We start from the raw sequence: 16,680 nt of genomic DNA, 5'->3' as shown, positions 1-16,680 counted from the left end.
CCACCGCCTCGCAGGAGCCCTCCACCCATCATGAAACGTGAACTCTCCCTTCGCGATCCATCGCTTTACGTGTCGTGCGGCCGGATGCCAGAGTCTGGAGGTGTCCGCGACGTCCGGACTGCCGTGCGGGCGGACGACGCGACGTCGCGGACATCTCCGGCGCCCGCCGGCGCACCGCTCCGCTCCTGAGGAGCCCGACGCTTCCGAAAGCCGAGGCCATGGCCATCGACCTGACCGCTCTCCGGGCCCACTTCCCGTCCCTCCGTGGGGGGTCGGCCTTCTTCGACGGCCCGGGCGGGACCCAGACGCCGCGTCCCGTCGCCGACGCCATCGTCGCCACCCTGACGGGGCCGCTGTCCAACCGGGGCACGGTCAGCCCGTCGGAGCTCAACGCGGAGCGCGCCGTCGCGGAGTTCCGCGCCGCGTACGCCGACCTGCTCGCCGTGCCCGCGAACGGCGTCGTCCACGGGCGCAGCGCCACCCAGTTGACGTACGACTTCTCCCGGCATCTGGCCAAGGGCTGGACGGCCGGCGACGAGATCGTCCTCAGCCGTCTCGACCACGACTGCAACGTCCGCCCCTGGATCCAGGCCGCCGAGCGGGCCGGCGTGACCGTGCGCTGGATCGAACTGGACGAGGCGACCACGGAGCTGGACCTCGCGTCGTTCGAGCGCGCGCTGTCCTCCCGCACCCGGCTCGTCGCGGTGACGGCCGCCTCCAACGTGCTCGGCACCAAGCCTCCGGTCCGCCGGATCGCCGACCTGGCGCACGAGGCCGGCGCGCTGGTCCACGTGGACGGCGTGCACTACGCCGCGCACGACATGGTGGACGTCCCGGCGCTGGGCGCCGACCTGTTCGTCTGCTCGCCGTACAAATTCCTCGGCCCGCACTGCGGTGTGCTGGCCGGCGACCCCGAACTGCTGGAGACGCTGCGGCCGGACAAGCTCCTGCCGTCCTCCGACGCGGTGCCGGAGCGCTTCGAGTTCGGCACGCTGCCGTACGAGACGCTCGCGGGCGCGACGGCGGCCGTCGACTTCCTCGCCGCACTGGACCCCGCGGCCGAGGGCACGCGCCGGGAGCGGCTCGCGCACTCACTGGCCTCGCTGCACGCCCACGAGACCGTGCTGCGCGCCCGGTTGGAGGAGGGGCTGCGCGGTCTCGGCGACGCGGTGACCGTCCACACGAAGGCGGCCGACCGCACCCCGACGCTGCTGATGACACTGGAGGGACGCGACGCCCGCGCGGCGCAGGCGCATCTGGCGGCGCGTGATGTGGTGGCCCCCGCCGGGTCGTTCTACGCCCACGAGCCCTTCACCGCCCTCAAACTGCCGGACCCCGCCCTGCGCGTCGGCCTCGCGCCCTACAACACCGCCGAGGAGGTGGACCGTTTCCTGGAAGGGCTGGCGTCCTTCCTCTGACACGGCGCGCCACAGGGCAATGTGGGACATTTCTCATTAATCTCCGTAAATCGTGAGGGGTCACCCTCTCGCTTCGCATCCACCTCGCTCCACCGGAGATGAAATGCTCAAGCTTCGCAAGGCTGCCGTCATGGTCGCCGCCCTCGGCAGCGTCAGCTTCCTCGCCGCCGGCACCGCCCACGCCGACGGCCCGCAGGGCAGCGCGTACAACGTCCAGCAGAGCACCGAGTGCAAGTCGCACGACCTCAACATCGACGTCCTCGGCGTCGTCGGCCTGCTCAACGGCGTCCTCGGCAGCGGCGTCAACGGCGAGGGCGACGCGGGCGCGCAGAGCACCCACCTCGGCTCGGAGATGGGCTGCAACAACAGCGCCTTCTGAGCGAACCCTTCGCGGCAACCAGCCAGGCGACCGGTGCGAGCCGGTCGCCTGGCTGCCGCGTTTCCAGCGCCGTGTCCGTGCTCGTCACCAGCGGTTGCGTGCCTCCTCGGCCCAGCCGGTGAGCCCGTCGAGCTCCACCCAGGAGCCGTCGTCGGCCCGCGCGCGTCCGGTGAACTCGCCGAAGCACTGGTGGGTTTCACTCGCGACGATCCCCAGGTTCGTCTTCGCGGTCCGCACATGGAAGGGCCGGAACCCGGCCTCCACGCGCGGCCCGTGGATGCGCCAGGGCCGCAGCCAGTCCGTCCGGTCGTACTCCCAGGTCAGTTCCTCGCCGATCTTGTGCAGACGCCCGTCGACGAACAGGGCGTTCTCCGTCGAACCCGTACCGGCGGTCCACCGGCCGCCGAGCTGGACGGCCCGCCCCGGCCCGCACCCCGCCGCCCAGTTCCAGGAGACGGCGTACGGCCACTTGCCGCGCCCGTGGTCCAGCACCGCGAACGAGTCCGCCTCGCCGAACGCGAACTCCCGTGAGCCCAGCGTGAGACGCCCGCGCACGGGACGCCCGAGGTCCTTCACCGTGTACTGGAAGCGGCGCCGGCTCCACGGCACGACCACCCCCAGCGACTCGTGCCCCTCCACCCGCGGCACCTCCGCCTCCAGCCGGAAGCCGGGCGCGGCCGCCTCGATGCTGGTCCCCTCCGGGCGCTGCGCGAACTCCAGCGTCACCGAGCCGCCCCGGGCCGACGCCGTCCCGGCCCCGCTGCGCTCCGGCATACGGACGCCGCGCGCCAGCGGCGTCACGACGTCCTCGGCCAGTTCGGCGCCGTCGGCCCGGTCCAGCACGTAGACGCCGTGCAGTCCGGCGTAGTCGAGGGAGGAGGCGACCAGGCCGACGATGTGCGAGGGGGTGACGATGCCCCAGTACTCCCAGCGCTTGACCCGCCCCCAGCCGCGCAGGTTCGCCCGGTGCAGCGGCCGCCGCGTCCAGCCGATCGCGGCCGGGTCGAGCCGGCCGTCCGGACGGCACAGGTCGACGGGGGAGACGATCTCGCGTTCGGCGGTCATGTCAGCGGCGGCCCTTCCTTCAGGAGAGGCGGTCAGCGGCCGTCCGCCTCAGTCGTCGTCATCGTCGTCGTCATCATCATCGTCGTCGTGGTCGTCCGCGTCGTCATCGTCGTCGTCATCATCGTCGTCGTGGTCGTCATCGTCGTCCGGGGACGCGGTGCCTCCGGGCCGACCGCTCGCCGGGTCCGACGGGGAGGGGGAGTCCGCCGCGGGGGGCTCCTCGGGGGTGGGCGACTCGTCCGGCGGGGAGGGGGCGGCCGGGGCGGCCCCGCCGGGCAACTCCGTGGGCGTGATGATCGACGTGCCGTCCCCGGCGGGCTGGGTCGCGTCCGAGGTGAACGTGATGCCGTCGGTGACCATCGACATCACGAGCAGCACACCGAGGAGGACACCGCCCGCGACCGCCGCGGTGACGGCCGTCGCCTTCCGGTCGCCCAGCCGCTCCCACAGCCCCGCACGGTCCACCCGCGTGCGGTCGGCGTCCGGGTCCGGAACCGTCCGGTCCGTCTCCGGAGCGGAGGACGGGGGTTCCGGCAGCTCGGTGATGACGAACGCGTCACCGCGAGTGGTGGCGTCGAGTGGCCCGTCCGCGTCGGCCCGGCCGCCCGGACGGCCGGCGTGGACGTCCCGGCGCGGACCGGAGGGGCCCGTCGTGTCGGTGTGCGCGAACCACGAGGGTCCGGCGTCGGAGTCGCGTGACACGGTGTCCTTTCTCTCTTCCGGGAGTTGGCCGCTCCCGCCGCGCAAGGGCCGCGGTGCGGGAAGCCGCCGGCGGGCTGTGTCGCACACCGCCCGGCCGGCCCGTCCCCTCACCCTAGGGAACCGCGAGTAGGGGCCGGGCAGTGCTCTGCCAGCGGAAGGTTAAGGAACGTCCAACGTTCCGCTCCCGCCATGATCGTCACAACGTCCGGGCCCCGCCACGAGAGTGATGACACATCAAACCGGGTGAACAGCGGAAGCCCCGCGTACGTACTCGACGGTGGCGGGCCGCGCGTCGGATCCGCCGAGGGGCTGCCGTCCTCCCGTGTCCACCGGCCGCCGCTCGGCCGCCGGCGCCTCCCCGCCCCTCCGCTCGACTCCCCGCCCCTCCCCAACCCCCTTGTGAGTCTGCCGAATGCGTGTCTTGCTGATCGAGGACGACGATCGGGTGGCCGGCCCGCTGATGGAAGGACTGAGCCGCTTCGGCTTCACCGTCGACCGCGCCCGCACCGGATCGGAGGGTCTCGCCGCCGGACCCTGCGACATGGTCCTTCTGGACCTGGGCCTGCCCGACATCGACGGCATCGAGGTGTGCCGGGCGCTGCGGCTCCGCTCCCAGGTGCCCATCATCATGATCACCGCCCGGAGCGACGAGGTCGACCGGGTCCTCGGCCTGGAGATCGGCGCCGACGACTACCTGTCCAAGCCGTTCGGCGTCCGGGAGTTGATCGCCCGGATCAGGGCCGTCACCCGGCGCTCGCAGACCGCCTACGCGGCGGGCGCCCCCGCCCCGTCCGGGCCCGCGGGCGCGGCGGCCCCCGGCGCCGGTACGCCGGGCCGGCCGTCCGGCGGCCCCCAGCGGATCGGCCCGCTGACGATCGACCGCCGGACCCGCCAGGTCCACCTCGGCCAGGAACCGGTGTCCCTGTCGCCGAAGGAGTACGACCTGCTGGTCTGCCTGGCCGACGACCCCGGAGCGGTCTGCACCCGGCAGCACATCCTGGACACCGTGTGGCAGCCCAACTACTTCGGCCCCACCAAGACCCTGGACGTGCACATCGCCGCCCTGCGCCGCAAACTCGGCGACTCCGCCTGGATCGACACCATCCGCGGCGTCGGCTTCCGGCTCCAGCCGCCCGACGGCCCCACACCGCCCGCCCCCACGACCGCCGTACCCGCGTGGCAGGGGACCGGGGAGACCTTCCGGTGACCCGCAGGCTCCTGCTCAGCTACCTCAGCCTGACGATGCTCGTCCTGCTCGGCCTGGAGGTGCCCCTCGGCTACTTCTACGCCCGCGGCGAGATCTCCCGCTTCACCGGCGACGGACGCCACTCGGCGGAACTGCTCGCCCAGGCCCTGGAGGTCCGGGTCGAGCAGCGGGCCGCGTCCGACATCCCCGAACTGGTCGCCGACTTCATCGACGGGAACGGCAGCCACGTCATCGTCGTCGACGACAGGGGCAAGGTGCTCGCCGACTCCGACAAGGCCACCGCCGTCGGCACCGACCTGTCCGCCGAGCCCGACATCGCCGCCGCCCTGCGCGACCGCTCCCTGTCCACCACCCGCGAGGACCGCGTCGTCCAGGGCGACGCGTTCACCGTCACCGTGCCAGGCTCCTCCGGCTCGGTCGTCCGCTGCGTGGTCCGCGTCTCCTACCCGGTCGCCCCGGTCACCGCGAAGATCCACGGCATCTGGATGACCCTCGGTCTGATCGGCCTCGGCGTCCTGGTGGCCGTCGCCGCGATCGCCTTCGCGCTCGCCCACTGGGTCACCGGCCCCGTACGGGCCCTGGAGCGCGCCACCGCCGAACTCGCCGACGGCAGCCTCAAGGCGCCGCCCACCACCTCGCAGGGCCCGCCCGAACTGCGGCGCCTCGCCGACACGTTCACCCGCACCGCGGCGCGGCTGCAGCATCTGCTCCAGGCGCAGCGGGCGTTCGCCTCCGAGGCGTCCCACCAGCTCAAGACCCCGCTCACCGCGCTGCGGCTGCGGCTGGAGAACTTCGAGCCCTACCTGGACCCGCGCGCCCACGACAGCCTCGACGAGGCCGTCGGGGAGGTGGAACGCCTGGGCCGCATGGTGCACGGACTGCTCGCCCTGGCCCGGCTGGAGAACTCCGCGACCGCGCCGGAGGCCACCGACCTCGACGCCGTCGTCGCCGACCGCGCCGGCACCTGGACCGCGTTCGCCGCCGAGCACTATGTCGACATCGTCGTGACCGGCGACCCGGCCGGGCAGGTCTGGGCGGTCCCCGGAGCCCTCGAGCAGGTCATCGACAACCTGCTGTCCAACGCGCTGCGGGTCGCGCCGCCCGGCACCACGATCACCCTGGCCACCCGGCGCTCCGGCGACCAGCGGTCCGACACCGTCGAACTCCATGTGATCGACCAGGGCCCCGGCATGACCGAGTCCGAACGGGAGCGCGCCTTCGACCGGTTCTGGCGGGCCGCCGACTCCTACCACGAGGGCACCGGCCTCGGCCTGCCCATCGTGCGCCAGCTGACCCGGGCCGGCGGCGGCGACGTCGTCCTCGAAGCCGCGCCCGGCGGCGGACTGGACGCCGTGGTCCGGCTGCGCCCGGCGGGCGGACAGCCCACGGCGGCACCCCGCCGCCCGCGCCCGGCCGAACAGGAGGAATGGGTCTCGGTGTTCTGACCGGCCGGGCGGTTCCGGCGGCCGGAAGATTGGCCGTCCACTAACCGTTTCCTGGCCGGGCACTGGACCAACCCCGCCACTTCCGGGCATAAGGTCGGGGCATCACTCGGCGTGCGTCCCGCAGGCACTCCCTCGGTGGGCGACCGTCCGCTCCGTCAGCCCCCGGCCCGCCGAGGAGACACCCGTGCCACCAGCGACCGACCTCCCCGAGCCCCTGGACCGGACCGGCGGCGACGAACCCTCTGTGCGGTTGCTGCTGGTCGAGGAGGACGACCGGCTCGCCGGGCCCCTGACCGAAGGGCTGCGCCGGTACGGCTACACCGTGGACCGCGCCGCCACCGGCGCCACCGCGCTCGCGGCCCGCTCCACCGACCTCGTCCTGCTCGACCTGGGCCTGCCCGACATGGACGGCCTCGACGTCTGCCGCGCCCTGCGCTCCCGCTCCACCGTCCCCATCGTCGTGATCGGCGCCGACGGCGAGGAGACCGACCGCGTCGCCGGACCGGAGACCGGCGCGGACGACTACCTCGTGAAGCCGTTCGGCGTACGGGAGTTGGTGGCCCGACTCCGGGCCGTCACCCCGTCTCCCGGGCGGCGCGCTCCCTCTCCGGCCGCCCAGGTGCGGCGGATCGGCCCGCTCACCGTGGACCGGCACACCCGGCAGGCCACCCTCCACGGCCGCCGACTCCGGCTCACCCCCCAGGAGTTCGGCGTGCTCGCCTGCCTCGCCGGCGAGCCGGGGGCCGTCCGGTTCCGCCGGCAGATCATGGACGAGGTGTGGGGGCCCCACTTCTTCGGCCCCGACCGGACCCTGGACGTCCATGTGGCGGCGCTGCGCCGCCACCTCGGCGACCCGTCCTGGATCACCACCGTGCACCGGGCGGGATTCCGCCTGTCACCGCCCTGGGACAAGGAACCTCCAGCAGACGGTTAAGAGCCGACAAGAGTCCGCGAGCGCTCGGCCAACGTTGAGATCAGAGCGCTGATTCGAGGCCGCCGCCGCCCAATACTCATCGGTGTCACAACCGACGACGTGGAGGGAAAACCATGCGGAAGCGGAATGCGATAGCGGCCATCGTGGTGAGCGGAATCATGGTGGGCGGCGCTGGAATCGCCATGGGCGGCGAGGTGACGGACACGTCCTCCGCCCAGGAGTCGTCGTCCGTGCGGGTGCGCACGGACACGTCGTCCGGGCTCGGCACCCGGGCGGCCTCGGGCCAGGCGGTGAGCACCGTGGCCGGCGCCACGGAAGCGGTCATCCGCCGGCTGGGCGACGGCCGGGTCACCGCGGTGTCGCTCAGCACCCGGAACGGCAGCAGCGTCTGGAAGGTGACCATCGACCAGGGGAAGGGCCCGGTCACGGTCACCGTCGACGCCGCCACCGGCGAGATCGTCAACAGGGTGGCCGCCGCGAGCGCAGACGACTGCGCCACCTCCCCGGGGACCGGCACCGGCACCGGGTCGAACGCCGGCGACGACTTCGACGACGACGATGACGATGACGACGACCGGGACGACGACGATGACGATGACGACGACGATGACGACGACGGCCCGGTCCGCGAGGGCGTCGAGTCCAACAAGTGAGCCGGCCCCTGAGGCGGTCCTTGTGACGCGGTCTCTGTGAAGCGGCTCTGATTTCGCCGCCGGGACATCCCGGCGTCCCCGCATCTCCAGCACCCCCGGAATTCCGCGATCCGCGAACCGACGGAATTCCGGGAACACCGGAATTCCGTTCCGAGAAAGGCCGGGAAAGGCATCGTGAACCCGACGGACCGCATCGTCAGAATCCTGTACGTCGACGGCGCGGGACTCCTCGCGTCCGACACGTACGGCCGTGTTCATCTGCTCGACGAGAACCTGCGGCTCGTGGCCTCGTCGCCCTTCGTCCGCGAGGGCCGGCCGCTGTACGGGCTGACCGCCGCGGACGGCTGGGTGATCGGCAAGGACAGGATGGGCGCGGTGTTCCGGTGGTCGCTGGACACCCTCGACCTGGTCGACCGGCTCGACCCGGCGACGGTGTGCGACCGGTCGGCGTTGCTGCCGCGGGAGGAGCCGTCCCCCTGCAGCTCCCGCGGCATCGGCGTCTGGCGCGACCGTGTCTTCGTCACCAGCGGCTACCACCGGCAGATGCTCGTCCTGGACCTGCACACCTTCGAGGTGCTGGAGATCCGGCCGAACATCTGCGGCGACAGCCCCATGGAATGGGCCTGCACCGAACATCCCACCCGGCACGCCGTGTCGGACAAGCACGGGAACCTGCGGTTCGGCTCCTTCGACGACGGCGCCTTTCCCGAGCTGGTGAAACTGGACGACGGCAACATCCACCGCGTCCGCTACGACGCCCGGCACGACCGGTTCTGGGCCACCCAGGACTTCGGTGAGGGCGACAACGCCGACGTCGCCAACGGGGTCGTCGTGGTGAGCCCCACGGGGGAGAAGGAGGCCGAGCTGCTGTTCGCCCGCGACGACGTGGAGTTCGTCGCGTTCTCGCCCGACCAGACCCGCGCCTACGCGGGCGGCTTCGACGGCGAGCTGCACATCTTCGACAACACCCGGCGTGCCCTGCGCGTCGAGCGCACGGTGACCGGATTCCCGCACCAGCTCAGCGATCTGACGGTCGGTCATGCCGGCCAGGTGTACGTCCTCTGCCAGGACGGCACGATCGTCGAACTGGACGCCGCCGGGGACTTCGTGCGCGACACCGGGCACCGGCGGCAGGCGGTGTGGGACGTCCAGCCGTCCCGCGAGGACGCCCGCACCCTGTACTGCGCCACCGACTCCGGGGTGACCGTCGCCCGCGTGGAGGACTCCGCCGCCGGGCCCATGATCCGGGTCGAGGCCGAGCACACCACCGGCTGGGGCTTCACCCGGCGCGTGGCCCCGCTCGCCGGCGGCTGCGTCGGCGTCACCCGCGACCAGGTCGTCTTCCGCGCCGACCGCGACGGCACCGTCCGCTGGCATCTGCGGCTGCCCGACCTCCTCCACACGGTCGCGGTCTCCCCGGACGGCACCCGGGCCCTGGTCGCGACCAACGGAGGGGCCGTCGAACTCGACACCGCCGACGGCACCCGGCTCACCGCCCTGGACGTGGACGGCCTGCCGGTCTGGGCGACCGCCTACCTCCCCGACGGCGACCGCGTCCTCATCACCCGCAACGGCGTCATCGCCGTCCTCGACTCCGGTGACGCGAGCGTGCGCTGGCGCTTCGACCAGGGCGAATACCCCAAGCGGGCCTGGGTGCAGGACGGCCGGCTGTACGTCGTCGGGGACGGCGGCCTCAAGGAGATCGAGGTCGGCGTGGGCGTCGCCGCCCGCTGGTCCAGGCTGCTGTCCAACACCGTCGAGAACGCCGTCGTCGGCGACGGACTCGTCGTCGCCTCGTCGTACGGCATGCAGCTGGCGGCCTACGACCACGCGAGCGTGACGTTCACCGGTCTGCTGGAGGACCTGCCCGACTACCCCAAGGCGCTCGCCATGGTCCGGGACGCGGACGACACGCCCCATCTGCTGGTGGGCTGCCGCACCGGGCTGCTGTCCCTGTACCGCCTGGACCCCCGGCCGAACCCGCGCCGCGGCCGGCCCCTGTTCCGCAAGCTGCGCGACCACTGGCTGCCCCGCCGCCCCGTCCCGTACACCCTGCGGCACCACGACCACCCCGACGGCGTCGACGCGGGCCCATCGCGCGACGATCCCGCGCACGACGGCACCCGCGCGGCCGTCGGCGCCCCGGCCTGAACCGCCCGACCCGCCTGACCCGCCCGACCCGCCTCATCCGCCCGACCCGCCTGATCCGTTCCCCACGTACCGAGACCTCAGGAGGACGACCTCTTGCGCACCATCGATCTGCGGCCCGGCCCCGACGGGCACGCCGCGCCCGTCACCGACGTCGCCTTCCGCCCGGACGGCGCACGGCTGGCGACCTCCTCGTACGACGGGACCGTGCTGCTGTGGGACGTGAGCGCGCCGGGCAGGCCGCGCCCGCTGACCCGGCTGCACCACCGGCGCCTCGTCAACGCCGTCCGCTGGAACCCCGTCCGCCCCGACGTCCTCGCCACCGCGTCCGCCGACAAGACCGTCGCCGTCTGGCGCATACCCGAAGGCCCCCGGGGCGTCTCCGGCACGGGCGAGCCCGACCTGCTCACCGTCCTCGCCCGGCACACCGACGACGTCAACGCCGTCGCCTGGATGCCCGACGGGGACCGGCTGATCTGCGTCTCGGAGGACGGCCGGGCCACGCTGTGGGACACCCGCACCGGGGCCTTCGGCGGCGAGGCCGCCTCGCACGCGGCCCATTGCATGATGGTCTCCGTCAGCCGTGACGGCCTGGTCGCCACCGTCGGCGAGGACGGCATGGTCGCCGTCACCGACCCCGACCACCCCGGCCGCACCGCCGAACGCCGCGTGCCCGCCTCCGTGGAGGGCTGCGCCTGGTCGCACGAGGGCACGACGCTGGCGATCACCCGCGACGACGGCGTGGTCGAACTCCTCGCCCCCGACCTGACCGTGCTCCGCACCGTCACCGTCGCACGGACCGCGGCCCGTGCCGTCGCCTGGGCGGAGGACGACTCCTCCTTCGCCGTCGGCGCCTACGACGGCTGCCTGCACGTGTTCGACGCCGACGGCCGCCGGCTGCACCGGGTGCGCGACGCCCGGATGTGGCCGCGATCCGTCGCCGTCTCGCGGGGCCGGGCCGCCGTGGGCAGCTTCTGGAACGGCCCCCACCTCATCGACCTCGCCACGGCGACCCCGCTCGCCGAACCGGCCGCGCCCCACCACGGCCCCAACGCGTTGGCCCTCCTCGACGGTGAACTCCTCGTCGGCTGCGACTCCGGCACCGTCCTCGCCTTCGACCCCGGCACCGCCGCACCGCGGGCCCGGCTGATGCCGGTGTCCGACAGCCCTGTGCTCTCGCTCACCGCGGACGGCGAGCACTTCTACGCCGGCACCTACGCCGGGATCGTGCACCGCTGCAACGCCGCCGGTGAACTCCTCGCCGTCACGGACCCGTTGGGCGCCCCCGTGCCCTCCCTGTGCCGCACCGGCGACCGGCTCGTGGCCGGCACCTACAACGGCGCCCTGATCGGCCTGGACCCGGCCTCCCTCGCCGAGACGGGGCGTGGCGAGCCGCACGACGGTTCCGTGAAGTCGCTCGTGCCGTTCGGTGACGGCTTCGCGTCCGCCGCCACCGACCGCACCGTCGCGCTCGGCGGCCTCTACGACCGCACGGTGCTGTGGGAACACGGCAACCTGGTCAACGCCGTCGCCACCCTCGGCGGACGGGCCGTGGCGACCGCCTCCCGCGACCACACCGTCCAGGTCGGGCAGCTGGAACGCGCCGACGACGGCAGGGGCTGGGAGGTCGTCCGCCGCACGACCCTGCTCGGCCCCGACGAGTCCGTCAAGTGCGTGGCCCTGCTGGGCGATCCACGCTCCCCGGTCGTGCTCGCCGGCTCCTACGACTTCGGCCTCTACCGGTGGCGTACGGACGAGGAGGGCACCGGACTGCGCACCGGACGGCTGGTCGAGGAGTTCCGGCAGGGCGTGTCCTGCATGCTCGCGCTCGACGAGCGGCGGGTCGCGGTCGCGGGCTGGGACGGGCAGATCCTGATCGTGGAGCTCGACGCCGACGGCGAGGTAAGCGTCCGGCGCCGCTTCGACGTCGGCGCTCTCGCCGGGCAGGCCGTCCGCGACGCCTGGGCGGTGGCCAGTTGACGCCCCCGGCACACCTCGCGACACCGACGGCCACCGTGCGGGCCCGCGTTCCCGTCACCCTGGGCCGCGCGCAGGGCCGTACGGCCGAACTCGTCACATTCCAGGGGCTGTCGGACGAGGGCGAGCACGTGGCGTGCGTCTTCCCGGAGCCGGAACCGGTACCGGAGCCCGCGTCCGGGCGGGCGGCACCCCTGGTCCGGCTGCACAGCGAATGCCTCACCGGCGACGTGTTCGGCTCCACGCGCTGCGACTGCGGGCCCCAGCTCAAGGAGGCCCTGTCCCTGCTCGCCCGGCACGGCGGCGTCCTGCTCTATCTGCGGCAGGAGGGCCGTGGCATCGGCCTCTACAACAAGCTCGACGGCTACGTACTCCAGGACGAGGGCGCCGACACCTTCGAGGCCAACCGGCTCCTCGGACGCGGAGCCGACGAACGGGACTACGGGACCGCCGCCGCCATGCTGCGCGCCCTCGGCCTGCACCGTGTCCGGCTCCTCACCAACAACCCCGACAAGGTGGCCCAGTTGCGCGCCCACGGCGTCGACGTCGCCGAGAGCCTGCCCACGGCGGTCCACCGGACGCCCGACAACACCGCCTATCTGGAGGCCAAGGCCCGCAGCGGCCACCACCTGCTCCTGGACCGGCCGGACCCGGAGGTCCCCGCATGAGCCCGCATCTGAGACTGGAGGACGTGGCCGGCTCCCCGCACTTCCGGGAGCAGGCGGAGCCGGCCGACCCGCGCCGCTTCCGACCCACGCCCGAGGCCGCCGCCCGCCTCGCCGCGGCCGGACCGAGCGAACTCGCCGCCGTCGTCGAGGATCCCGAGTCACCCCTCGCCGACCGGCTCGCCGCGGGAGGCATCCTCGCCCTGACCGGCGACCCCCGCCTGACCGCCGTACCCCCGACGTGCGCGGTGCCCGGCGGGACCGTGGAGATCGGGCTGCCCGAGGAGGAACTGACCGCGACGGTCGGCCGGTGGGCGCACGTCGGCGTGGAGCGCGACTGGATCGAGAAGGAGACACCGGCGCACCAGGTCGAACTGGCCGACTACCGCATCGCGGTGCACCCGGTCACCAATGCCGAGTACCAGACGTTCCTCCACGAGACAGGCCACCCCGCCCGGCCCACCACCTGGTACCTGGGCGCCTATCCTTACGAGCGCGCCAACCACCCCGTCGCCGGGGTCCGGCCCGAGGACGCCGACGCCTACGCCGCCTGGCTCGCCCGCCGCACGGGGCTGCCGTGGCGGCTGCCCACCGAGGCCGAGTGGGAGTACGCGGCGAAGGGCCCGGAGGGGCTCACCCACCCGTGGGGCGACACCTTCGACCCGGACGCCGCGAACACCCGCGAGACGGGCGTCCACACCACCACCCCGGTCGGCGCGTTCCCCGCCGGGCGCTCCCCGTTCGGCGCCCTCGACATGGGCGGCAACGTCGAGGAGTACGTCGCCGACACCTACCGCCCCTACCCCGGCGGCCCGTTCGTCCCGGACCACCTGGTCCAGACGATGGGGGAGTACCGCGTCGCCCGCGGCGGAAGCTTCTGCCGCTACGGCGACCTCACCCGCACCCGACGCCGTCACGGCCCCTTCCCGGGCCCGCTCTACCCGGTCGGCTTCCGCCTGGCCCTGAGCGCCGGCGCACCCATGGAAGAGGCCGACGCATGACCCGAGACATCCCCGGCGACCTGTGGAAGCGGCTCACCAGCACCGTGGGCCTGGTCGTCACCGGGCACGACGGCACCACCAACGTCATGTCGGCCGAGTGGTCGTACTTCGTCAACAAGCAGCCCCTGTACGCCGCCGTGGCCCTCGGCCCGCGCACCGCGAGCCGCCGGCGCCTCGAAGCGGCCGGCGAGTTCTCGCTGACGCTGTGCGCCGAGGACCAGGCCGCGCTCGCCGACTTCGCGGGCAGCTTCTCCGTCACGGACGTCGACAAGACCAGCAGCGACCTCGTCCGCCTCGGCACTCCCGAGGTCACGGCGACCCCTTGGGTCACCGGGGGCGTCCTGGCCGTCGAATGCCGTCTGCGCCGGACGGTCCCGCTGCCCGCCCACACCCTGTACGTCGGCGAGGTGGTCGCCGCGCACCTGCCGGACGACCCGGCCCGACCCCTGGTCAAGCACGGCGGCATGCACACCCTCGGAGCCCCGGCCCCGCGCACCGCCGTCGTCGCCGCCGCGCAGCTGCGCCCCGACGGCACCCTCCGCGTGGCGGCCACCGGCCCGGCCACGGAGACCGCCCCCATGTGGCAGGTGACCCTCCAGCCACCGGACGGCCCCCCGATCCCCCTCGGCATGCACGCCCCGTCCTCGCACGGCGACCTCCTCACGGACATCCCGCTCCCCCCGGAGACCGACCGCTCCCTGCTCCCCGCCCACCACGTCCTCGTCGCACGCGGGCGGGCCACACGCGGCAGGGCCGCCGTCTCCGTGGAGGCGTCCCCGGCAGGACACCACCGCACGCCCGACGAGGCGACGCTCCCGGGAGCCGCCCGGTGAACGACGCACCGCCCCCCTTCCCGCTCCCGCCCCACCCCCTGCGCACGGCCGTCGTCCAGAACGCGGCCCGGCCCCTCGCCATCGCGGACAACGCCCGTACGGCCGCCGCGCGCACCGCCCGCGCGGCGGAGGCCGGCGCCCGCCTGGTGGTCTTCCCCGAACTGCACCTGTGCGCGTACGACCTCCAGGGGCTGGCCCGCGTCATCGCCGGCGACGGTCCGGCAGCCGGTGGGGCGGTGTCGCACGCCGACCACGTCCGGGCCGCCGATGCGGGGGTGCTGCGCGCCGATCACGCCCGACGTGTCGACGACGACCGCCTGGCCCCGCTCGCCCGCACCGCCGTGGCCCGGCACGCCACGGTGCTCATCGGGGCCGCGGTCCGCCACCCCGACGGCAGGCTCACCAACTCCCTGCTGTCGGTGGCCCCGACCGGCGACATCACCGTCGCCTACGACAAACAGCACCTCTGGCACGACGTGGAGGCGGTCCTGTTCACCCCCGGCACCGCCTGCCCGACGCTGCTGACCGTCGACGGCTGGCAGCTCGGACTGGGCGTCTGCTACGACATGTCCTTCCCCGAACACGCCCGCGCGGCGGCCCTGGCGGGCGCCCACGCGGTCGTCTACTCATCCGCCTTCGCCACCGGAACCGAATACCGGGCCGCCGTCTACTGCAGGGCCCGCGCCCTCGAGAACACGGTGTACTCGGTCTTCGCCAACCCCGTGGGCGGCCCCACCGACCGCCCCTGCGACGGCACCAGCGCCGTCCACGCCCCCGACGGCACCGCCCTCGCCGAGGCGGCCCCGTCCCAGGACACCACCGTCGTCGCGGACCTGACCCCGGACAGGCTCGCCCAAGTCCGTTCCTACCTGCGGATGCTGACGGAGCATCGGGAACCGGCGCCGCTCTGACGGCACACGCTATGCCGAGGCGTCCGAGGCCGGCTCGGGGGAGCGGAGCACGAGCAGCGTGATCTCGCTGGGGGCGAAGACCCGGAAGGGCGGGCCCCAGAAGCCGGTGCCGCGACTCGTGTAGAGGTGGGTGCGGCTGCCGTGCCGGCTGAGACCGGCGAGGGCGGGCTGGTCGAGCCGGACGAGGTGGTGGAAGGGCCAGATCTGGCCGCCGTGCGTGTGCCCGGAGAGCTGGAGGTCGACACCGGCGGCCGCCGCCCGGTCCACGAACTTCGGCTGGTGCGCCAGCAGCAGGACGGGCAGGGCGGGGTCGGCGCCCTCCAGGGCCGCCGCCACGTCGGCACGGTGACCGGCCAGGCCCGACGACTCGGCGGTGACGTCGTCGACCCCCGCGATCACGAGGGTGTCACCGCCGCGTTCCAGCAGCAGATGGCGGTTGCGCAGCGGCTCCCAGCCCAGCTCGTCCATCAGGTCGACCCAGCCCTGGGCCTCGCTGTAGTACTCGTGGTTCCCGGTGACGTACACCTTCGCCCGGGTGGCCCGCACGGTGCCGAGCGGAGCCGCCTGCGCACGGCGGCGGGCCGCGGTGCCATCCGCGATGTCACCGGTGTGGCAGACCACGTCGGCGTCGAGGCCGTTCACCGTCTCGCAGACCCGCGCCGACCAGCGGGCGCGGTCGAGGGGACCGTAGTGCGTGTCGGTGAGGAGGGCGACCCGCAGACCGTCCAGCCCGGCGCCGAGCCGGGGGAGCCGCACCTCGACCTGCCGCACGCGGGGCACACGCCGGGCCTCGGTGTACCCCCACACGAGCAGGGCGGCGGTGACGCCGAGGACGGCCCAGGTGACGATCCGCGCCCGGTCCTGCCCGTCGCCGGCACCGGCCACGATCAGGGCGATCCGCAGGGGCACGCCCAGCAGGAGCGACCAGGTGAACAGCACCCAGCTGCTCCCCAGCAGCGTGTCCCCGACGATGGCCGCGCGGTCCTGCTGCCGTCGCCCGTGACCGCGCACCATCGCGACCGGCATGGCGGCGAGACCGAGCACGAAGAGGGCGGTGCCGGTGAGGGTGACGGGCAGCGGCCAGTGCTGGCCGGTGTGCAGGAGCAGGACGCACGGCACCGCCCAGAGCAGGACGGGGGCGATCGCGGGGAGGTAGCGCATCACGCGGTGCAGCAGGCGCCTCGGCTTCGGGGCGGGCGCCTCTCCGCCGGCGGATCGGGTGTTGCTGGTGTCGGTCACGCGTCCCCTCCCACCGGGCTGCCGTCTCGCGCACTGTATCGGGCGAGCCGGAGGACGGTGATCGGCGGCAGGCTTGTCAGGACATGCAGAGTTGCCAAATTAA

The 16,680-nt window shown here is 73.7% G+C and carries 15 protein-coding genes; 12 read left to right on the top strand and 3 right to left on the bottom strand.

Features of this window, described 5'->3' with window-relative positions; genetic code table 11:
- Window positions 1-218 precede the first annotated feature (218 nt).
- Together F8R89_RS05060 and F8R89_RS05055 are read left to right on the top strand one after the other, a co-directional pair.
- Complete coding sequence (locus F8R89_RS05060) at window positions 219-1,418, top strand: cysteine desulfurase-like protein (protein ID WP_151782827.1); 1,200 nt, start codon at window positions 219-221, stop codon at window positions 1,416-1,418.
- Between the two features lie 103 nt (window positions 1,419-1,521).
- Window positions 1,522-1,797, top strand: coding sequence for a hypothetical protein (locus tag F8R89_RS05055; RefSeq protein ID WP_151782826.1), 276 nt, complete (start codon window positions 1,522-1,524; stop codon window positions 1,795-1,797).
- An 84-nt stretch (window positions 1,798-1,881) separates the two neighbouring features.
- On the opposite strand, the gene F8R89_RS05050 is transcribed toward F8R89_RS05055, so the two are convergent.
- Together F8R89_RS05050 and F8R89_RS05045 are read right to left on the bottom strand one after the other, a co-directional pair.
- Window positions 1,882-2,862: a DUF2804 domain-containing protein gene (locus tag F8R89_RS05050; protein WP_151782825.1), complete on the bottom strand. Its 981-nt coding sequence runs from the start codon at window positions 2,860-2,862 to the stop codon at window positions 1,882-1,884.
- A 48-nt stretch (window positions 2,863-2,910) separates the two neighbouring features.
- Window positions 2,911-3,564: a hypothetical protein gene (locus tag F8R89_RS05045; protein WP_151782824.1), complete on the bottom strand. Its 654-nt coding sequence runs from the start codon at window positions 3,562-3,564 to the stop codon at window positions 2,911-2,913.
- Between the two features lie 412 nt (window positions 3,565-3,976).
- Here F8R89_RS05045 and F8R89_RS05040 point away from each other — a divergent pair, with 412 nt between their 5' ends.
- The 10 genes from F8R89_RS05040 (at window position 3,977) to F8R89_RS04995 (ending at window position 15,338) form a co-directional block, all read left to right on the top strand.
- Entirely contained in the window at window positions 3,977-4,771 is a 795-nt protein-coding gene (locus F8R89_RS05040; RefSeq protein WP_151782823.1) for a response regulator transcription factor, read from the top strand.
- Window positions 4,768-6,216 (top strand): ATP-binding protein, encoded by a 1,449-nt coding sequence (locus F8R89_RS05035; RefSeq protein ID WP_151782822.1) that lies wholly within the window; start codon window positions 4,768-4,770, stop codon window positions 6,214-6,216. The genes F8R89_RS05040 and F8R89_RS05035 overlap by 4 nt, the downstream gene beginning before the upstream one ends.
- A gap of 244 nt (window positions 6,217-6,460) precedes the next feature.
- Window positions 6,461-7,150 carry a response regulator transcription factor gene (locus tag F8R89_RS05030; protein ID WP_151788002.1) on the top strand — a complete coding sequence of 230 codons (690 nt, stop codon included), beginning with the start codon at window positions 6,461-6,463 and terminating at the stop codon, window positions 7,148-7,150.
- Window positions 7,151-7,263: 113 nt separating this feature from the next.
- Complete coding sequence (locus F8R89_RS36125; RefSeq protein WP_192806049.1) at window positions 7,264-7,803, top strand: PepSY domain-containing protein; 540 nt, start codon at window positions 7,264-7,266, stop codon at window positions 7,801-7,803.
- 174 nt (window positions 7,804-7,977) lie between these two features.
- Entirely contained in the window at window positions 7,978-9,954 is a 1,977-nt protein-coding gene (locus tag F8R89_RS05020) for a WD40 repeat domain-containing protein (RefSeq protein ID WP_225994333.1), read from the top strand.
- A 93-nt stretch (window positions 9,955-10,047) separates the two neighbouring features.
- Window positions 10,048-11,931 carry a WD40 repeat domain-containing protein gene (locus tag F8R89_RS05015; RefSeq protein ID WP_151782821.1) on the top strand — a complete coding sequence of 628 codons (1,884 nt, stop codon included), beginning with the start codon at window positions 10,048-10,050 and terminating at the stop codon, window positions 11,929-11,931.
- Complete coding sequence (locus F8R89_RS05010) at window positions 11,928-12,596, top strand: GTP cyclohydrolase II (RefSeq protein ID WP_151782820.1); 669 nt, start codon at window positions 11,928-11,930, stop codon at window positions 12,594-12,596. The genes F8R89_RS05015 and F8R89_RS05010 overlap by 4 nt, the downstream gene beginning before the upstream one ends.
- The gene (locus tag F8R89_RS05005; RefSeq protein ID WP_225994332.1) at window positions 12,593-13,594 is read left to right on the top strand and encodes a formylglycine-generating enzyme family protein; all 1,002 of its coding nucleotides are present in this window, start codon (window positions 12,593-12,595) and stop codon (window positions 13,592-13,594) included. Before F8R89_RS05010 ends, F8R89_RS05005 begins: the two co-directional genes overlap by 4 nt.
- Entirely contained in the window at window positions 13,591-14,427 is an 837-nt protein-coding gene (locus F8R89_RS05000) for a flavin reductase family protein (RefSeq protein ID WP_151782819.1), read from the top strand. Before F8R89_RS05005 ends, F8R89_RS05000 begins: the two co-directional genes overlap by 4 nt.
- Window positions 14,424-15,338, top strand: a complete 915-nt coding sequence (locus F8R89_RS04995) for a carbon-nitrogen hydrolase family protein (protein WP_151782818.1) — start codon at window positions 14,424-14,426, stop codon at window positions 15,336-15,338. The genes F8R89_RS05000 and F8R89_RS04995 overlap by 4 nt, the downstream gene beginning before the upstream one ends.
- 9 nt (window positions 15,339-15,347) lie before the next feature.
- On the opposite strand, the gene F8R89_RS04990 is transcribed toward F8R89_RS04995, so the two are convergent.
- Complete coding sequence (locus F8R89_RS04990; protein ID WP_151782817.1) at window positions 15,348-16,577, bottom strand: metallophosphoesterase; 1,230 nt, start codon at window positions 16,575-16,577, stop codon at window positions 15,348-15,350.
- Window positions 16,578-16,680: the final 103 nt, after the last annotated feature.

The organism is Streptomyces sp. SS1-1, from assembly GCF_008973465.1.
In the GTDB taxonomy this organism is placed as follows: domain Bacteria; phylum Actinomycetota; class Actinomycetes; order Streptomycetales; family Streptomycetaceae; genus Streptomyces.
Note: the sequence above shows the minus strand (reverse complement) of the source record. Positions and strands in the feature narration are given on the sequence as shown.